Source organism: Pseudomonas sp. GD03858 (assembly GCF_029840925.1).
Taxonomy (GTDB): Bacteria; Pseudomonadota; Gammaproteobacteria; order Pseudomonadales; family Pseudomonadaceae; genus Aquipseudomonas.
Genome location: NZ_JAOCDM010000003.1, coordinates 17563 through 30555, shown reverse-complemented (window position 1 = coordinate 30555; position 12993 = coordinate 17563). Strand labels below are relative to the sequence as shown.

The 12993-nt window shown below is 67.2% G+C and carries 13 protein-coding genes; 5 read left to right on the top strand and 8 right to left on the bottom strand.

Going from position 1 to position 12993, the window contains the following annotated elements; all coding sequences use genetic code 11:
• Both N5D48_RS01705 and N5D48_RS01700 read left to right on the top strand, forming a co-directional pair.
• Complete coding sequence (locus tag N5D48_RS01705; RefSeq protein WP_279880423.1) at positions 1 to 810, top strand: gamma-carboxygeranoyl-CoA hydratase; 810 nt, start codon at positions 1 to 3, stop codon at positions 808 to 810.
• A complete protein-coding gene (locus N5D48_RS01700; RefSeq protein WP_279880421.1) occupies positions 807 to 2762 on the top strand; it encodes an acetyl/propionyl/methylcrotonyl-CoA carboxylase subunit alpha in 1956 nt (651 codons plus the stop codon). The genes N5D48_RS01705 and N5D48_RS01700 overlap by 4 nt, the downstream gene beginning before the upstream one ends.
• Positions 2763 to 3116: 354 nt before the next feature.
• Here the strand turns inward: N5D48_RS01700 and N5D48_RS01695 are convergent, their stop codons facing one another.
• Positions 3117 to 3773 (bottom strand): S24 family peptidase, encoded by a 657-nt coding sequence (locus N5D48_RS01695; protein WP_279880419.1) that lies wholly within the window; start codon positions 3771 to 3773, stop codon positions 3117 to 3119.
• A gap of 129 nt (positions 3774 to 3902) precedes the next feature.
• On the opposite strand from N5D48_RS01695, the gene N5D48_RS01690 reads away from it, so the two are divergent.
• The 3 genes from N5D48_RS01690 to N5D48_RS01680 all read left to right on the top strand — a co-directional run bounded on the left by N5D48_RS01690 (position 3903) and on the right by N5D48_RS01680 (position 6536).
• The gene (locus tag N5D48_RS01690; RefSeq protein WP_279880417.1) at positions 3903 to 4217 is read left to right on the top strand and encodes a hypothetical protein; all 315 of its coding nucleotides are present in this window, start codon (positions 3903 to 3905) and stop codon (positions 4215 to 4217) included.
• A 433-nt stretch (positions 4218 to 4650) separates the two neighbouring features.
• Positions 4651 to 5166 (top strand): DUF4880 domain-containing protein, encoded by a 516-nt coding sequence (locus N5D48_RS01685; RefSeq protein ID WP_279880415.1) that lies wholly within the window; start codon positions 4651 to 4653, stop codon positions 5164 to 5166.
• Between the two features lie 221 nt (positions 5167 to 5387).
• Positions 5388 to 6536, top strand: coding sequence for a M14-type cytosolic carboxypeptidase (locus tag N5D48_RS01680; RefSeq protein ID WP_279880413.1), 1149 nt, complete (start codon positions 5388 to 5390; stop codon positions 6534 to 6536).
• A 111-nt stretch (positions 6537 to 6647) separates the two neighbouring features.
• Here N5D48_RS01680 and N5D48_RS01675 read toward each other — a convergent pair whose 3' ends face one another.
• The 7 genes from N5D48_RS01675 to N5D48_RS01645 all read right to left on the bottom strand — a co-directional run bounded on the left by N5D48_RS01675 (position 6648) and on the right by N5D48_RS01645 (position 12972).
• The gene (locus N5D48_RS01675; protein ID WP_279880411.1) at positions 6648 to 7616 is read right to left on the bottom strand and encodes a spore coat U domain-containing protein; all 969 of its coding nucleotides are present in this window, start codon (positions 7614 to 7616) and stop codon (positions 6648 to 6650) included.
• Positions 7613 to 9946 carry a fimbria/pilus outer membrane usher protein gene (locus tag N5D48_RS01670; protein WP_279880542.1) on the bottom strand — a complete coding sequence of 778 codons (2334 nt, stop codon included), beginning with the start codon at positions 9944 to 9946 and terminating at the stop codon, positions 7613 to 7615. Before N5D48_RS01670 ends, N5D48_RS01675 begins: the two co-directional genes overlap by 4 nt.
• Before the next feature lie 68 nt (positions 9947 to 10014).
• The gene (locus N5D48_RS01665) at positions 10015 to 10794 is read right to left on the bottom strand and encodes a molecular chaperone (protein WP_279880409.1); all 780 of its coding nucleotides are present in this window, start codon (positions 10792 to 10794) and stop codon (positions 10015 to 10017) included.
• Between the two features lie 35 nt (positions 10795 to 10829).
• Complete coding sequence (locus tag N5D48_RS01660) at positions 10830 to 11333, bottom strand: spore coat U domain-containing protein (RefSeq protein WP_279880407.1); 504 nt, start codon at positions 11331 to 11333, stop codon at positions 10830 to 10832.
• A gap of 3 nt (positions 11334 to 11336) precedes the next feature.
• Positions 11337 to 11870 carry a spore coat U domain-containing protein gene (locus N5D48_RS01655; RefSeq protein ID WP_279880405.1) on the bottom strand — a complete coding sequence of 178 codons (534 nt, stop codon included), beginning with the start codon at positions 11868 to 11870 and terminating at the stop codon, positions 11337 to 11339.
• A gap of 17 nt (positions 11871 to 11887) precedes the next feature.
• Positions 11888 to 12421 carry a spore coat U domain-containing protein gene (locus tag N5D48_RS01650; protein ID WP_279880541.1) on the bottom strand — a complete coding sequence of 178 codons (534 nt, stop codon included), beginning with the start codon at positions 12419 to 12421 and terminating at the stop codon, positions 11888 to 11890.
• Between the two features lie 23 nt (positions 12422 to 12444).
• Entirely contained in the window at positions 12445 to 12972 is a 528-nt protein-coding gene (locus tag N5D48_RS01645) for a spore coat U domain-containing protein (protein ID WP_279880402.1), read from the bottom strand.
• Between the last annotated feature and the right edge of the window lie 21 nt (positions 12973 to 12993).

The window sequence follows — 12993 nt, the reverse complement described above, 5'->3', positions numbered from 1 at the left end:
ATGAGCGAATTCGCCACCCTTGAATTGGTCAAGGACCCTCGCGGCTTCGCCACCCTGTGGCTGAGCCGGGAAGACAAGAACAACGCCTTCAACGCACAGATGATCCGCGAACTGATCGTCGCCCTCGACCGCCTGGCTGAAGACGCCAGCCTGCGCTTCGTGGTGCTGCGCGGCCGCGGCCGGCACTTCAGCGCCGGCGCGGACCTGGCCTGGATGCAGCAGTCGGCGCAGCTGGACTTCAACACCAACCTCGACGACGCCCACGAGCTGGGCGAGCTGATGTACGCCCTGCACCGGCTCAAGGCGCCGACCCTGGCCGTGGTGCAAGGCGCGGCCTTCGGCGGGGCGCTGGGGCTGATCAGCTGCTGCGACATGGCCATCGGCGCCGAGGACGCGCAGCTGTGCCTGTCGGAAGTGCGCATCGGCCTGGCCCCGGCGGTGATCAGCCCGTTCGTGGTCAAGGCCATCGGCGAGCGCGCCGCCCGCCGCTACGCCCTCACCGCCGAGCGCTTCAGCGGCGTGCGCGCCCGCGAGCTGGGCCTGCTGGCCGAGGTGTACCCGGCCAGCGAGCTGGACGCCCAGGTCGAGGCCTGGGTCGACAACCTGCTACAGAACAGCCCGCAGGCGCTGCGCGCCACCAAAGACCTGCTGCGCGAGGTGGACGCCGGCGAGCTGAGCCCGGCCCTGCGCCGCTACTGCGAGAACACCATCGCCCGCATCCGCGTCAGCGCCGAAGGCCAGGAAGGCCTGCGCGCTTTCCTGGAAAAACGCCGTCCCGCCTGGCAAGACAACAAGGAGCCGCGCCCATGAGCCGACCCACGCTGACCACCCTGCTGGTCGCCAACCGCGGCGAGATCGCCTGCCGGGTAATGCGCACCGCCAAGGCCATGGGCCTGACCACCGTGGCCGTGCACAGCGCCACCGACCGCGAGGCGCGCCACAGCCGCGAGGCCGATATCCGTGTCGACCTCGGTGGCACCAAGGCCGCCGAAAGCTACCTGGTGATCGACAAGCTGCTCGCCGCGGCCAAGGCCAGCGGCGCCCAGGCAATCCACCCGGGCTATGGCTTCCTGTCGGAGAACGCCGGTTTTGCCCGCGCCATCGAACAGGCCGGGCTGATCTTCCTCGGCCCACCGGCCAGCGCCATCGACGCCATGGGCAGCAAGTCGGCGGCCAAGGCGCTGATGGAGTCCGCTGGCGTGCCGCTGGTGCCGGGCTACCACGGCGAGACCCAGGACCTGGAGACCTTCCGCGCCGCCGCCGAGCGCATCGGCTACCCGGTGCTGCTCAAGGCCAGCGCCGGGGGCGGTGGCAAGGGCATGAAGGTGGTCGAGGACGAGAGCCAGCTGGCCGACGCCCTGGCCTCGGCGCAGCGCGAGGCGCAGTCATCGTTCGGCGATGCGCGCATGCTGGTCGAGAAGTACGTGCTCAAGCCGCGTCATGTGGAGATCCAGGTGTTCGCCGACCAGCACGGCAACTGCCTGTACCTCAACGAGCGTGACTGCTCGATCCAGCGTCGCCACCAGAAGGTGGTCGAGGAAGCTCCCGCGCCGGGCCTGTCCCCCGAACTGCGCCAGGCCATGGGCGAGGCCGCGGTGCGCGCCGCCCAGGCCATCGGCTACGTGGGCGCCGGCACCGTCGAGTTCCTGCTCGATGCCCGTGGCGAGTTCTTCTTCATGGAAATGAATACCCGCCTGCAGGTGGAGCACCCGGTCACCGAGGCCATCACCGGGCTCGACCTGGTGGCCTGGCAGATCCGCGTGGCCTGCGGCGAGCCGCTGCCGATCACCCAGGAGCAGGTGCCGCTGATCGGCCATGCCATCGAGGTGCGGCTGTACGCGGAGGATCCGGCCAACGAGTTCCTGCCGGCCACCGGTACCTTGGCACTGTACCGCGAGTCGGCGCCGGGCGAAGGCCGCCGGGTGGACAGCGGCGTCAACGAGGGCGACGTGGTGTCGCCGTTCTATGACCCGATGCTGGGCAAGCTGATCGCCTGGGGCCAGGACCGCGAACAGGCGCGCCTGCGGTTGCTGGCGATGCTCGATGAGTTCGCCATTGGCGGGGTGAAGACCAATATCGCCTTCCTGCGCCGCATCCTCGCGCACCCGGCGTTTGCCGAGGCGCAGTTGGACACCGGGTTCATTCCGCGTCACCAGGACGTGTTGCTGCCTGCGCCCCAGGCGCTGCCGGCGCAGTTCTGGGAGGCTGCCGCCGAGGCGTGGCTGCAAGGCGAGCCTGCGTTGCAGCGCCAGGACGACCGCGCTTCACCGTGGGCGGCTCGCGATGGCCTGCGCCTGGGCTTGCCGGCGCGCAGCAGCCTGCACCTTCAGTGCGAAGGGCATGAACAGGCGGTGGCGCTGGAGCGCAGCGCGCCTTCGGCCTATCGGCTGGAGGGGGAGCAGCTGTGTCATGACCAGGACGGCCTGCGCCGTCGGTATCTGGCGGTGCGTCGGGGTGGCACCTTGTACCTGCAGTGGGCCGGCGAGTTGCACGCCATCAGCGTCCATGACCCGATTGCAGCGGCGGAAGCCAGCCACAGCCATCAGGGCGGGCTGGGCGCGCCCATGAACGGCAGCATCGTGCGAGTGCTGGTGGAGCCGGGGCAGGTGGTCGAGGCCGGTACCGCGTTGGTGGTGCTGGAGGCGATGAAGATGGAGCACAGCATTCGGGCGACCCACTCCGGGACGGTGAAGGCGCTGTTCTGCCAGGAGGGGGATATGGTCAGCGAAGGGACAGTGCTGGTGGAGTTGGAGGGGGCGTAACGGCGGCAATGTGTTCGCCGAAAGGGTTGTTTCGCCTATGAGATCGAGCGCCGCCCGCGCGGCGCATCGCGACGCAAGGCCGCTCCTACATTTGTTGCAACGTGTCGAACCTGTCAGGCCATGGTTGCCCGCCCTGGTGCATGCCTTGAGACAGGTGAGGCGGCAGTGGCGCCCACGCTGAAATCGCGTCGTACCCACAAGGCGGGCCAGGTGATGGCACAGGATTGACTGGCCCGAAACAGATGTAGGAGCGGCCTTGCGTCGCGATGCGCCGCGCGGGCGGCGCTCGATCTCAAGAGCGCTGCAAGGCTCCCGCCTGGCACCTCGCAGCCCCAACACGGTCTAGGCGCGAACCTAGAGCACCCCGTGCATCCGCACCACGACCCCGAGAAACTCGCACCCGTCCTCGCACAACACCGTCGGATACAAGGTATTGAGCGGCCTGAGCATCTGCTGTCCGCCCTCCTCGATCAGCTCGCGCAGCACCGCCGGCTTGCCCGGCTGCCGAGCCACCACCAGCCTGCCCGGCGCAGGCTCGACTCCCGCATCCACCAGCACCAGCACGCCCTGCGGCACGCTCCTGCCACTGGCGGCATTCATCGAATCATTCTCCACCGGCAACCAGAACGCATTGCCGGCCGGCATGTACCCGGTCAGCTCGTGGGTTTCACTGGATTCAGGCAATGCCCCTTGCAAGTCGGCCCAACGCAGCACCGGGAAGCGAAAACTGGCATGGCGCAGGGCATTGACCGAAGGCGGTCGGTCCACCGCATAAACACCCCGGTTCTCACGCGCCGTCAGGTCACGCTCAACCACCATCACCCGGGCTTCCAGATACACCAGCCCAAGCTTTTCCAGTTTTTCGTTGACGGTTACCAGGGTCGGCCTGCGCGTGCCGCGCAGCCAATGGCCAACGCCGCCTTGGGTCATGCCCAGACGCTCGGCCAGTTGATGCTGCTTGAGGTTGTGCTCACGCTGGTAGCGCGACAGAAATTCGATCCAGTTTTCCATGGCTGAGAACGATACGGACTGGATGAACGGCATCAATACACATCTAGAATTATCTTAGCAGGTAGAAATAATACAGATTGACCTATTATCAGCGTTCATTGTCCTGGAACGGATTTCATAGGTGCAGTCATGAGCAATGTGAAAAAAGAAGAAACAGATCTCGACGAAGAGGCCGCGCGCCGCGCCCTCGACTACTACCTCAACCCCCCTCCCGCCGCTCCTGACCTGGAGCGCACGCTCTGGACCCTGCGCGAAGGCGTGAGCAGTGCCCAGGCCAGCGAGCACGCCATGGCCCTGCTGCGCTGCGCCGCCGCCACGGCACAGGAAACCGGCAGCCATCTGCAGGGCACGACGCGGGAAGTGGTGTTTGCGCTGATGCACATGATCAACATGGCCCGCGCGTTGTTGGAGCAGTGCCACGCCACGGAAAAGGCATCGATCTGAAGGGAGAACGTGATGGCCGACGAACGGCAAAAGCCCCGATTGCCGGGGACGAGGTGTGCGTCAGTTAGATATTTTTTAGAAAATCGCGGAAAAATCATTTGACTGGCAAATGATAACGATTATTATTGCACTCAGCAGGTCGCGAGACCCGCTGGATAACCTGCAACGTCCTCAGGTCGGACGCTCAGATTATCTCCTCATCAGGCTAATCACGGTTTTTGACCCGGCTTTTTGCCGGGTCATTTTTTTTTGGCTCTTCAGGCTAATGAAGATCGTTGATGGCGGCGATGATAGCAAAACTGTGTCAGGACGTGAACGCTCATTACAAATCTTTGCCGAATCAGCACTTGAGAATCAATCTCGTTTAGCTTAAGCTGATTCCGCGTCAAGGAAGATGCCCCCACCCCTTTCCTTAATGAGCAAGGAGCTATCCATGACCCGCCTGCTGCTGCCCCTCGAGCACGACCCGCGCACCGCCGAACAGCATGGCGATGACGCGCTGCTGCATGCGCTCAAGCGCCTGCCGCGCCGGGTCCAGCAAGTCTTCCTGCTCAACCGCCTCGACCAGCAGGGCTTCGCCGCCATCGCCGAACGCCTGGACCTGCCGCTGATCAGCATCGAGCGCCACATGAACCAGGCCCTGCAGACCGCCCGCGCGCCCGGCGACGCGCTGGCCAGCATCGCCGGCCAATGGTACGTGCGCCTGCAAAGTCCGCAGGTGACCGCCAGCGAACGCATCGACTTCCGCCGCTGGCTGGATACCGACCCCGAGCACCTGCGCGCCTTCCACGAAACCGAACTGCGCTGGCGCAGCCTGCTCGCCCCTGCCCGGCAATTGGGCCATGACGGCTGGTACCGGCAAGGGCGTGCGGCGCTGTCGCTGGGTGGCTGCTCGATTGCCGTCGGGCTTGGTGTTGCCGCCCTCGTGGCGCTGGGGCTGCTGGCCTGACACCTCATGCACTGTGCAATCCCTGTAGGAGCGGCCTTGTGTCGCGAATGGGCCGCAAGGCTGCCCCGGCTTTCTGCATCGCTAGCAAAAAACTGGGGCTGCTGCGCAGCCCTTTCGCGACACAAGGCCGCTCCTACACACGTTAATCCTGATCAACATACGCACCCTCGCCACCAAGCGGTGTAGAGTACGGTCACAACAACGCCAACAGGAGGCTGGCAATGACCGTGACGCTCTCCCCGCTGCACATCGACTGCGATTTCGACTCCGGCAACATCCTGGTCCTGGACGCCAGCAACCCTGCACACGTCCACCTGAACATCCGCAAGGACAGCCACAGCGACCACTTCCAGTGGTTCCACTTCAAGGCCAGCGGCCTGACCCCGGGCCAGGTCCATCGCTTCAGCCTGGACAACGCCCATGAGTCCTCCTACAAGAACGCCTGGACCGGCTACCACGCCGTGGCCTCCTACGACCAGGAGACCTGGTTCCGCGTGCCCAGCCAGTTCGACGGCAAGGCCCTGAGCTTCGACTTCAAGGCTGAACAGGCGCAGGCCTGGTTCGCCTATTTCGAGCCCTACCCGCGCGCGCGCCACAACCAGCTGATCGAGCGCGCCAAGCAGATCCCGGGCGTCGAACTGCTGGCCAGCGGGCGCAGCGTGCAGGGCCGTGATATCCCGCTGCTACGCGCGGGCAGTGGCGCGACCGGCAAGCGCAAGCTGTGGATCATCGCCCAGCAGCACCCCGGCGAGCACATGGCCGAATGGTTCATGGAAGGCGTGATCGACGCCCTCCAAGCCAACGGCCCGGTCATCCAGCAACTGCTGGCCAAGGCCGACCTGTACCTGATCCCCAACATGAACCCGGACGGCGCCTTCCTCGGCCACCTGCGCACCAACTTCAAGGGCAAGGACCTCAACCGCGCCTGGCAGGATGCCAGCGTCGAGCTGAGCCCCGAGGTGTTCTTCGCCCAGAGCCAGATGAAGCTGCATGGTGTGGATGCGTTCATCGACGCCCATGGCGACGAGGAGATCCCCCATGTGTTCACCGCGGCCTGCGAGGGCAACCCCGGCTACACGCCACGCATCGCCAAGCTCGAAGAGCAGTTCCGCAGCACCCTGTGCAGCCTGACCCCGGACTTCCAGACCCAGTACGGCTACACCCGCGACAAGCCGGGCCAGGCCAACATGACCCTGGCCTGCAATGCCGTGGGCCAGGCCCATGACTGCCTGTCGCTGACCCTGGAGATGCCGTTCAAGGACCACGACGATGCGCCGAACCCGCGCACCGGCTGGTCGGGCGAGCGCTCGAAGGCGCTGGCCGGGGCGGTGCTGGAGACGTTGCTGAAGATGGTCGGCGATCTACGCTGATTACTGAGGTTGGCACCGGCTTCGCCGGTGTTCGCGGGTAAACCCGCTCCCACAGGCTGTGGAAGCGGGTTTACCCGCGAATGCGTCAGCGCGGCAACATCAGGCTTTGCGCTAGAACTGCACATCCAGAATCACACTGTCGGTATAGGTCGCCGCCGGCGGTGTGGCCTGGTCGGTGTACACCTTGGCGTTGTAGTTGAACACCTGGCTCCCGGTCCCGGTCCCCGCCCCGGGATTCACCTCGGCATCGCTGCTCGAACGCCGCGCCGCGCCCACCGAGCCCCAGCGCACCACGCCGGCACTCTTGAAGATGTCATAGGCCAGATAGTTGTTGGCGCTGGACTTCATCCGCCGCCGCCCGCCCGAGACATTCTGCCCGTCATCCAGCCCCACCGTGTAGTTGCTGCCCTTGGTGCACGACACGCTCACGCTCTGGTTCACCGTGCCGAACCCGGCCACCACCGGCGCGCTGGCGAAGCTGATGTTGGGCGTGGTGATCTGGCAGTCGTTGGTCACCGTGAGACTGACCAGCAAGGTCTGGTTGCCACTGCCGATGTCGCGCCCCAGGCAGATGGCACCGATACCGATCCCCGAACAGTAGTTCCAGCTCCAGGCGATGTTCAGGGTTTCCTGGTACAGGCCGGCGGCGACGTTGGCGCCGACCACGGTCTTCAGGTACAGCGGCACGGTCTTGGGCGTGGTGCCGTTGAGCAGGCCCAAGGCATCGATGATGCCGTTGCGGGCAAAGTCGAACTGCACGCCGCGGCTGATCGGATAGCTGGTGGTATTGTTCGCGTAGAGCGTGTAGGGGATCACATCACCGGTCGGGCCCACCAAGCCACTGCTGGACGAAGTGAAAGTGGCATAGAAATGGTCATTGCTGGTCAACAGCGACAACAGCGAACCGGTGCACTGCAGGCCGGCATTGGTGGTCGAGGCACTCTGCACCGTGGTGCGCACCAGCGTCGAGTTGACCGAGCCGAAGGCCGCCGGCGCGGTGGCCACCGAAGAGCACAACGCCCAGGCAGCCCCCGGCAGCGCCAGCAGCCCTGCCAGGCACCCAAGGATCAGCCGGTTCATCGGCACACCAGCGGGCCGATCAGCGGGATCGGCCCCTGCCCTTCAGGCAGGTCGAACGCCACCTGGCACTGCCCGCCATCGGCCTTGTCCACCTGCAGGCGATTGTGCGGCGCCAGGTTCTCCAAGTAGACCAACCCATCCCACCCCACCACCGCCTCGCCGCCGCTTTCCTGGTGGCGTACCCGGCTGCCCAGCTTGAGCTCCCGCTGGTCAGCATCGACCAGCACCAGGCTTGCCGCCAGCACACGCTTGAGCGGGAACTCCAGCAGGTAGCCACTGCCACGGCGCACCGCCACGCGCTGCTCCACCTGCGGCGCCAGCACATCGGCGGGCAAGTCCATCGGGTCGATCTCGTATTTGCCGCGGTAGTAACCGCTGCTGTACGGCACCAACAGGTGGCCGTTGCGGTCGGTGCGGCCGATCTGCTGGTTCTCGTAGCGCACCGGCACATCGGCGTAGCCGCTGGTGCTGACCACCACGAAGGCGTCGTCGATACGGTTGGCGGCGAACAAGCCTGCATCCATCAGCACCAACGAGCCGCTGGCGTCGGCCCAGCGGGTCATCTCGCCGCTGCTGCCGTAGGCGCCCACCTGCAACTGCACCGACTGCAGACGCCAGGTCAGGTCGGCCTGGCGGTAGTCGTCGCGGTTGCCGCCAGTGGCGTAGCCCAGGTTGTAGCCCACCCCGCCGCCCACCGGCACCGCCTGGCTGTAGTTGACCCGCTGCAGGTCCTGGCCATCCTTGCTGCGTTCGGCGCTGAAGGCCAGGGTGCCGCGCAGGTCGAACGGGATCACCAGTTGCGCCTGCACCGCCCACTGGCTGTCACCGACCTCGCGGTTGGCCGACAGGTACAGGCTGCTGTTGCGCCACAGCGGCTTGCTCCAGCTCAGGTTGATCAGCCGCGTGCGCGTGCCGTCGCCGGCGCGCACGTCGAAGTAACCGGCGCCAAGGCTGCCGTAGCGGTCCAGGTTGAGGCTCAGGGTGGCCTGCTCGCTGCGCTGGCTCAGGCGGGTGAAGGGGCTGTCGACCAGCGACAGGTCGGCGTAGTCGCCGTGGCGTTGCACGCGCTGGTAGTTGAAGCCGATACGGCGGCTGTTGTACTGGTAGCCCAGCGCCACCTGCTGCCCTGTATCGCCTTCGAAACGGCTCTGGGCCAGCGCCGCGTTGAGCACGCCGAAGGTACCCAGGCGCAGGTTGCCGCCCAGGCCGCCGAGCATCATCGACTCGGCGCTCTCGGCATGGGTTTCCAGGGTGAAGTAATCGGACACCCCGTGGCGCAATGTCGCCGAGGCCACGCCCGGGCCATAGGCGAAATCGCGCACGGCATAGTCGCGGCGCAGGCTGCCGGCGGCCACCGAGAAGTCCGACAGGCCCTTGGCCAGTAGGCTGCTGGTGACATAGAACGGCAAGGTGGTCGACACCTGCCGGCCAAGGGCGTCGGTGGTCACCACCACCGCTTCGCCAGCGCCGTTGATGAACGGCACGTTGGTCAGGGTGTAGGGGCCCGGCTGCAGCTCGGTGCTGCTGCTCTTGTAGCCGTTGATGAACAGGTCCAGCGAGGTCGGCACGGCGGCTTCGCCGGCAAAGGCCGGCAGCGGATAGGTAACCAGGTCGGGACGGGCGCCGAAGTCGCGGGACAGTTGCAAGCCGCCCACCCGCACCGAGGTGGTCCAGGGCAGCGCGCCGGTCACCAGGTCGCCGGCCTCGTAGGTGAGCAGGCGCTGCTCGTCGGTGTAGCGGAAGGTGGTGTCGTAGCGCAGGAAACCCTGGCGCCCCTGGGCCTGGGCGCCATTGAACGACTGGCGCCACTGCCCGGTGGTGGAAAAGGTGCCCCAGTCGTCGAACAGGCGCAGCTCGTTCCAGGCGGCCAGGTAGCTGCCACCCTCGTCGGTGTCATTGAGGTAGGCGTCATAGTTGAGCAAGGCGCCAAAGCTGCTGCGCGCGTCGCTGGCCGGGTACAGGTTGCGCTCGCCGACCTGCTGGTCGGGCAGCCAGGCCGGCGGCACCTGCAGCAGCAGGCGCTGGTTCTGGCTGTCGTAGTCGCTGTGCAGGCCGGGGATCTCGTCCAGGGCCACTTCGCCCTGGGGCTCGCCCGGCAGCCTGATGCCCGCCTCGCGCAACACCTCGCTGGCCAGGTACAGGCGCCCGGCGCGCTGCTGCACCGGCACCAGCTCAGCCTTGGCCACCTGGTTCACCAACAAGTCGAGGTACAGCGTGGCGTCGGCGATGGCGGCATGCTCCGAGGGCGGCGGCGGCAGGTCGTCGGCCACGCCCAGGCCGGGCCCCAGCACCGCCAGGCCCAGCCACAACCGGTGCGTTGCCACCCGCACCCAGCTCACACACGATTTCCAACCATTACCGGGTCCTCCCTGGCCCCTGTGATCCGTTCAAGCGCAGGTCACAGCCCCTGTTTGATGGCCTGCGCCACCTCCTGGCCGTTGACCCGCCCCTTGAGCACGCTGGCCGCACCCGGCGCGGCCGGTGCCGGCCAGCGCATGCTGGCGCCGGGCAGCACGTAGCCGAGCAGCCCCTCGACCAGCGGCCGGTCCTGGCCGGCCTGCTGCAGCACCACGTCGGTCAGCCGCGCATGCACAGGCCCCGTGTTGCGCAGCTCGACATAGGGCTTGCCCTGCACCGTCACCGCGCGCCAGCTCAACTGCGGCTTGCCCACGCCTTCGGCACTGCGCTTGCCCTCCGGGTCGGGCTTGCCCCACAGCCCCTCGCCGTAGACGAACAGCGGCACCGAGTAGCGCATCTGCAGGCGGATCGCCGCCTTCGGCCCTTCGCTGGCGGCATCGGCCGGCAGCGGCGAAGGGATCTCGTCGATGATGATGCGGTAGGCCTGTTCCTGGCCTGCGGGCGAGCTGCCGGTGCGGGTCAGGCGGATCAGTTGCTTCTGCCCCGGCGGGATATTGGCCACCGGCGGGCTGCCGATGATCTCGCGCTGGGCCTGGAACTGCTCCTGGTACTCGCCCTGGCGCCAGGCGAACACCCGCACCTGCAGGCTGGTCGGCGCCGCGCCGCGGTTTTCCAGCCACAGCGCGCCGGCCTTCTGGTCGGCCTCCAGCACCGGGTCGATCGGCCAGATCAGCACCGAAGTGGCCGCGAAGGCCGATGCGCAGCTGGCCAACAGCAGCAGCCCGATGATCCCACGCGCCCGTTTCGCGCCTTCCCCCATGCCCCTCTCCTTCTCTGGTTATCCGCAGTGGCCTTTCACCAGGTCACCGTCACTTGCACGACATCGGTATAGGTCCCGGCCGGCAGGGTGCCGGTCAGGGTGGTACGGCCATAGACCGGCAGCTTGATCGCCGTCGGGTCGCTGTAGCTCACCGCCACGCTGCTGCCGATGCCCAGGCTCTGGCTGAACGCGGCGTCGCGGTACAGCTGGTAGGCCAGCAACTGCGTGCCCCCCGAGCGCTTGAGATTGCGCGTGCCGCTGGCGCTGTTCTGGCCGCCGTCCAGGCTCATGCTCAGGGCCACGCCGGGGGTGCACTGGAAGGTCACCGTGCTGCCGCCGAGCGAGGTGCTCAGGGTAGCGGTGGACAGCGCCGAACTGGTGCCGTAGTCGAGCACGCCATAGGCCGTCACGCCGCCGACCACCAGGCAGCCGGCGACGATCTGCGCCGTCACCTGGAAGGTGCTGCTGGTGACCGCATGGGCACCCTGGGTCAGCGCCAGGCACAGCCCGACGGCCAGCAGCCGCGCCGTGCCCGGCATGGCTCAGAAACTCAGCTCGACCGCCACCGTGTCGGTGTACACCCCGGCCGGCAGGCCGGCCTTGCCGCGGGCCTGGCCGTACAGGTTGACGGTCTGCGCCACGCCGGTGCTGGTCGGCAGGGTGATGGTGCCGTCGATCGCCAGCAACTGCGTGTGTCCGGCGTCGGTGTAGAAGTCGTAGGGCACGAAGTTGCCCGCGCCATCGGCCAGGGCCCGAGTCCCCCCGGCGGACTGCGAATCATGGGTACCGGCACGCACCTTGATCGTCGGCACCGTGCCTGCCGAGCAGAGAATGCTCATGGCCCCGCCACCGCCGCCGAGCACCTGGCCGTTGGCGGTGGTGAACAGCGAGTCCTGGGTGCCGAAATTGAGGCTACCGAAGTTGAGCCCGGAGCTGCCGCCGCTGCCATTGACCTGGCAGGCGGCGGTCAACGTCAGGGTCGAGCTGATGGTGCCGGTCACGGTGGCGGCCTGGGCCTGGGCGGCCAAAGCCAGGCCGAGACCAACGAATATGCAGCGGGTGAGGTGCTTGGGCATCGGAATCTCCTTGCGTGTTACCAGTCCAGGGTCACCCTGAGGGTGTCGCGATACAGCCCGGCGGGCAGCGCGCGTGGCTGCGCGACCACCACGCCGTAAATCGGCACGGGCACTTGCTGGGTACTGCTGATGGTGAAGGTACGGGCCTGGCCGATGCCGTAGCGGCTGTTGCCGCCCGGGTCGATGGCCAGCTGGTAGGGGATCAGTTCACGGCCATTGCTCAGGCGGCGTATGCCGTCGCCGCCGTTCTGCCCGCCATTGATGCGCACGCTGAAGGCGCGCACCTGTGGCGAGCAGCTGATCTGCAGGCTGCCCTCGCCGCCCGCCTCGTCGACCCGGCTGGTCAGGGGCTGGTCCCAGGTCGGCCCGCGCGCGCCGAAGTCCATCAGGCCGGGGTTGCCAAGCGTGGCCGGCTGCGGGTCGCTGCTGATCTGGCAGGCGGCGCTGATCACCAGGCGCGCCTGGATGAAGCCGGTGCTGGTGCCATGGGCCGCACCGCTGGGCAACAGCAGCGGACCGAGGGTGAGCAGCAGAATCGAAGTGCGGTGCAGCGCGTCCATGGGCATGCCCCTTCCTACCAGGTGACCGTGACTTTGAGCAGGTCGGTGTACAGCCCGGTGCGGGGCACCCAGGCCAGCTTGTCGATCCGCGCATACAGAGGCAGGTCCACGGCGCCGCTGTCCGGCACCCGCGCCGATTGCGCCGCATCCACCGCCAGAGGCTCGCGCCAGGCCGCGTCGCGATAAAGACGATAGGGAATCGGCCGGGCCATGGCATCGGGGCTGGCGAGGTAGCGCAACTCACCCACCCCGCCGTGCAGGCCGCCATCGACACGGACCTGGTAAGGCGTGTCGGGGTTGCACTCCAGGCGCGGGGGCCGCTGCGCCAGCAGCACGCCGGTCAACGGCGCCCCTGGGCCATCGAGGCGCGCCGCGACGCCCAGGTCGATTCGACCCAGCGCCTGCGGGCCAGCGTCGCGCTGCTGGTTGGCCAGCATGCAACCGCGTTGCACGCGAACCTGCACCTCGACGAGAAAGTCCGCCGCCAGGACGCCGCCACTCAAGCACAGGCCCAACAGCGCGGCAACCACGCGTTCCGTCACCCTGTCGATCCTTGTCTGCAT

Excerpts from the sequence above, each read along its gene's own strand:
- N5D48_RS01705 (WP_279880423.1), top strand. The coding sequence starts at position 1 with ATGAGCGAATTCGCCACCCTTGAATTGGTCAAGGACCCTCGCGGCTTC.
- N5D48_RS01700 (WP_279880421.1), top strand. The coding sequence starts at position 807 with ATGAGCCGACCCACGCTGACCACCCTGCTGGTCGCCAACCGCGGCGAG.
- N5D48_RS01695 (WP_279880419.1), bottom strand. The coding sequence starts at position 3,773 with ATGGAAAACTGGATCGAATTTCTGTCGCGCTACCAGCGTGAGCACAAC.
- N5D48_RS01690 (WP_279880417.1), top strand. The coding sequence starts at position 3,903 with ATGAGCAATGTGAAAAAAGAAGAAACAGATCTCGACGAAGAGGCCGCG.
- N5D48_RS01685 (WP_279880415.1), top strand. The coding sequence starts at position 4,651 with ATGACCCGCCTGCTGCTGCCCCTCGAGCACGACCCGCGCACCGCCGAA.
- N5D48_RS01680 (WP_279880413.1), top strand. The coding sequence starts at position 5,388 with ATGACCGTGACGCTCTCCCCGCTGCACATCGACTGCGATTTCGACTCC.
- N5D48_RS01675 (WP_279880411.1), bottom strand. The coding sequence starts at position 7,616 with ATGAACCGGCTGATCCTTGGGTGCCTGGCAGGGCTGCTGGCGCTGCCG.
- N5D48_RS01665 (WP_279880409.1), bottom strand. The coding sequence starts at position 10,794 with ATGGGGGAAGGCGCGAAACGGGCGCGTGGGATCATCGGGCTGCTGCTG.
- N5D48_RS01660 (WP_279880407.1), bottom strand. The coding sequence starts at position 11,333 with ATGCCGGGCACGGCGCGGCTGCTGGCCGTCGGGCTGTGCCTGGCGCTG.
- N5D48_RS01655 (WP_279880405.1), bottom strand. The coding sequence starts at position 11,870 with ATGCCCAAGCACCTCACCCGCTGCATATTCGTTGGTCTCGGCCTGGCT.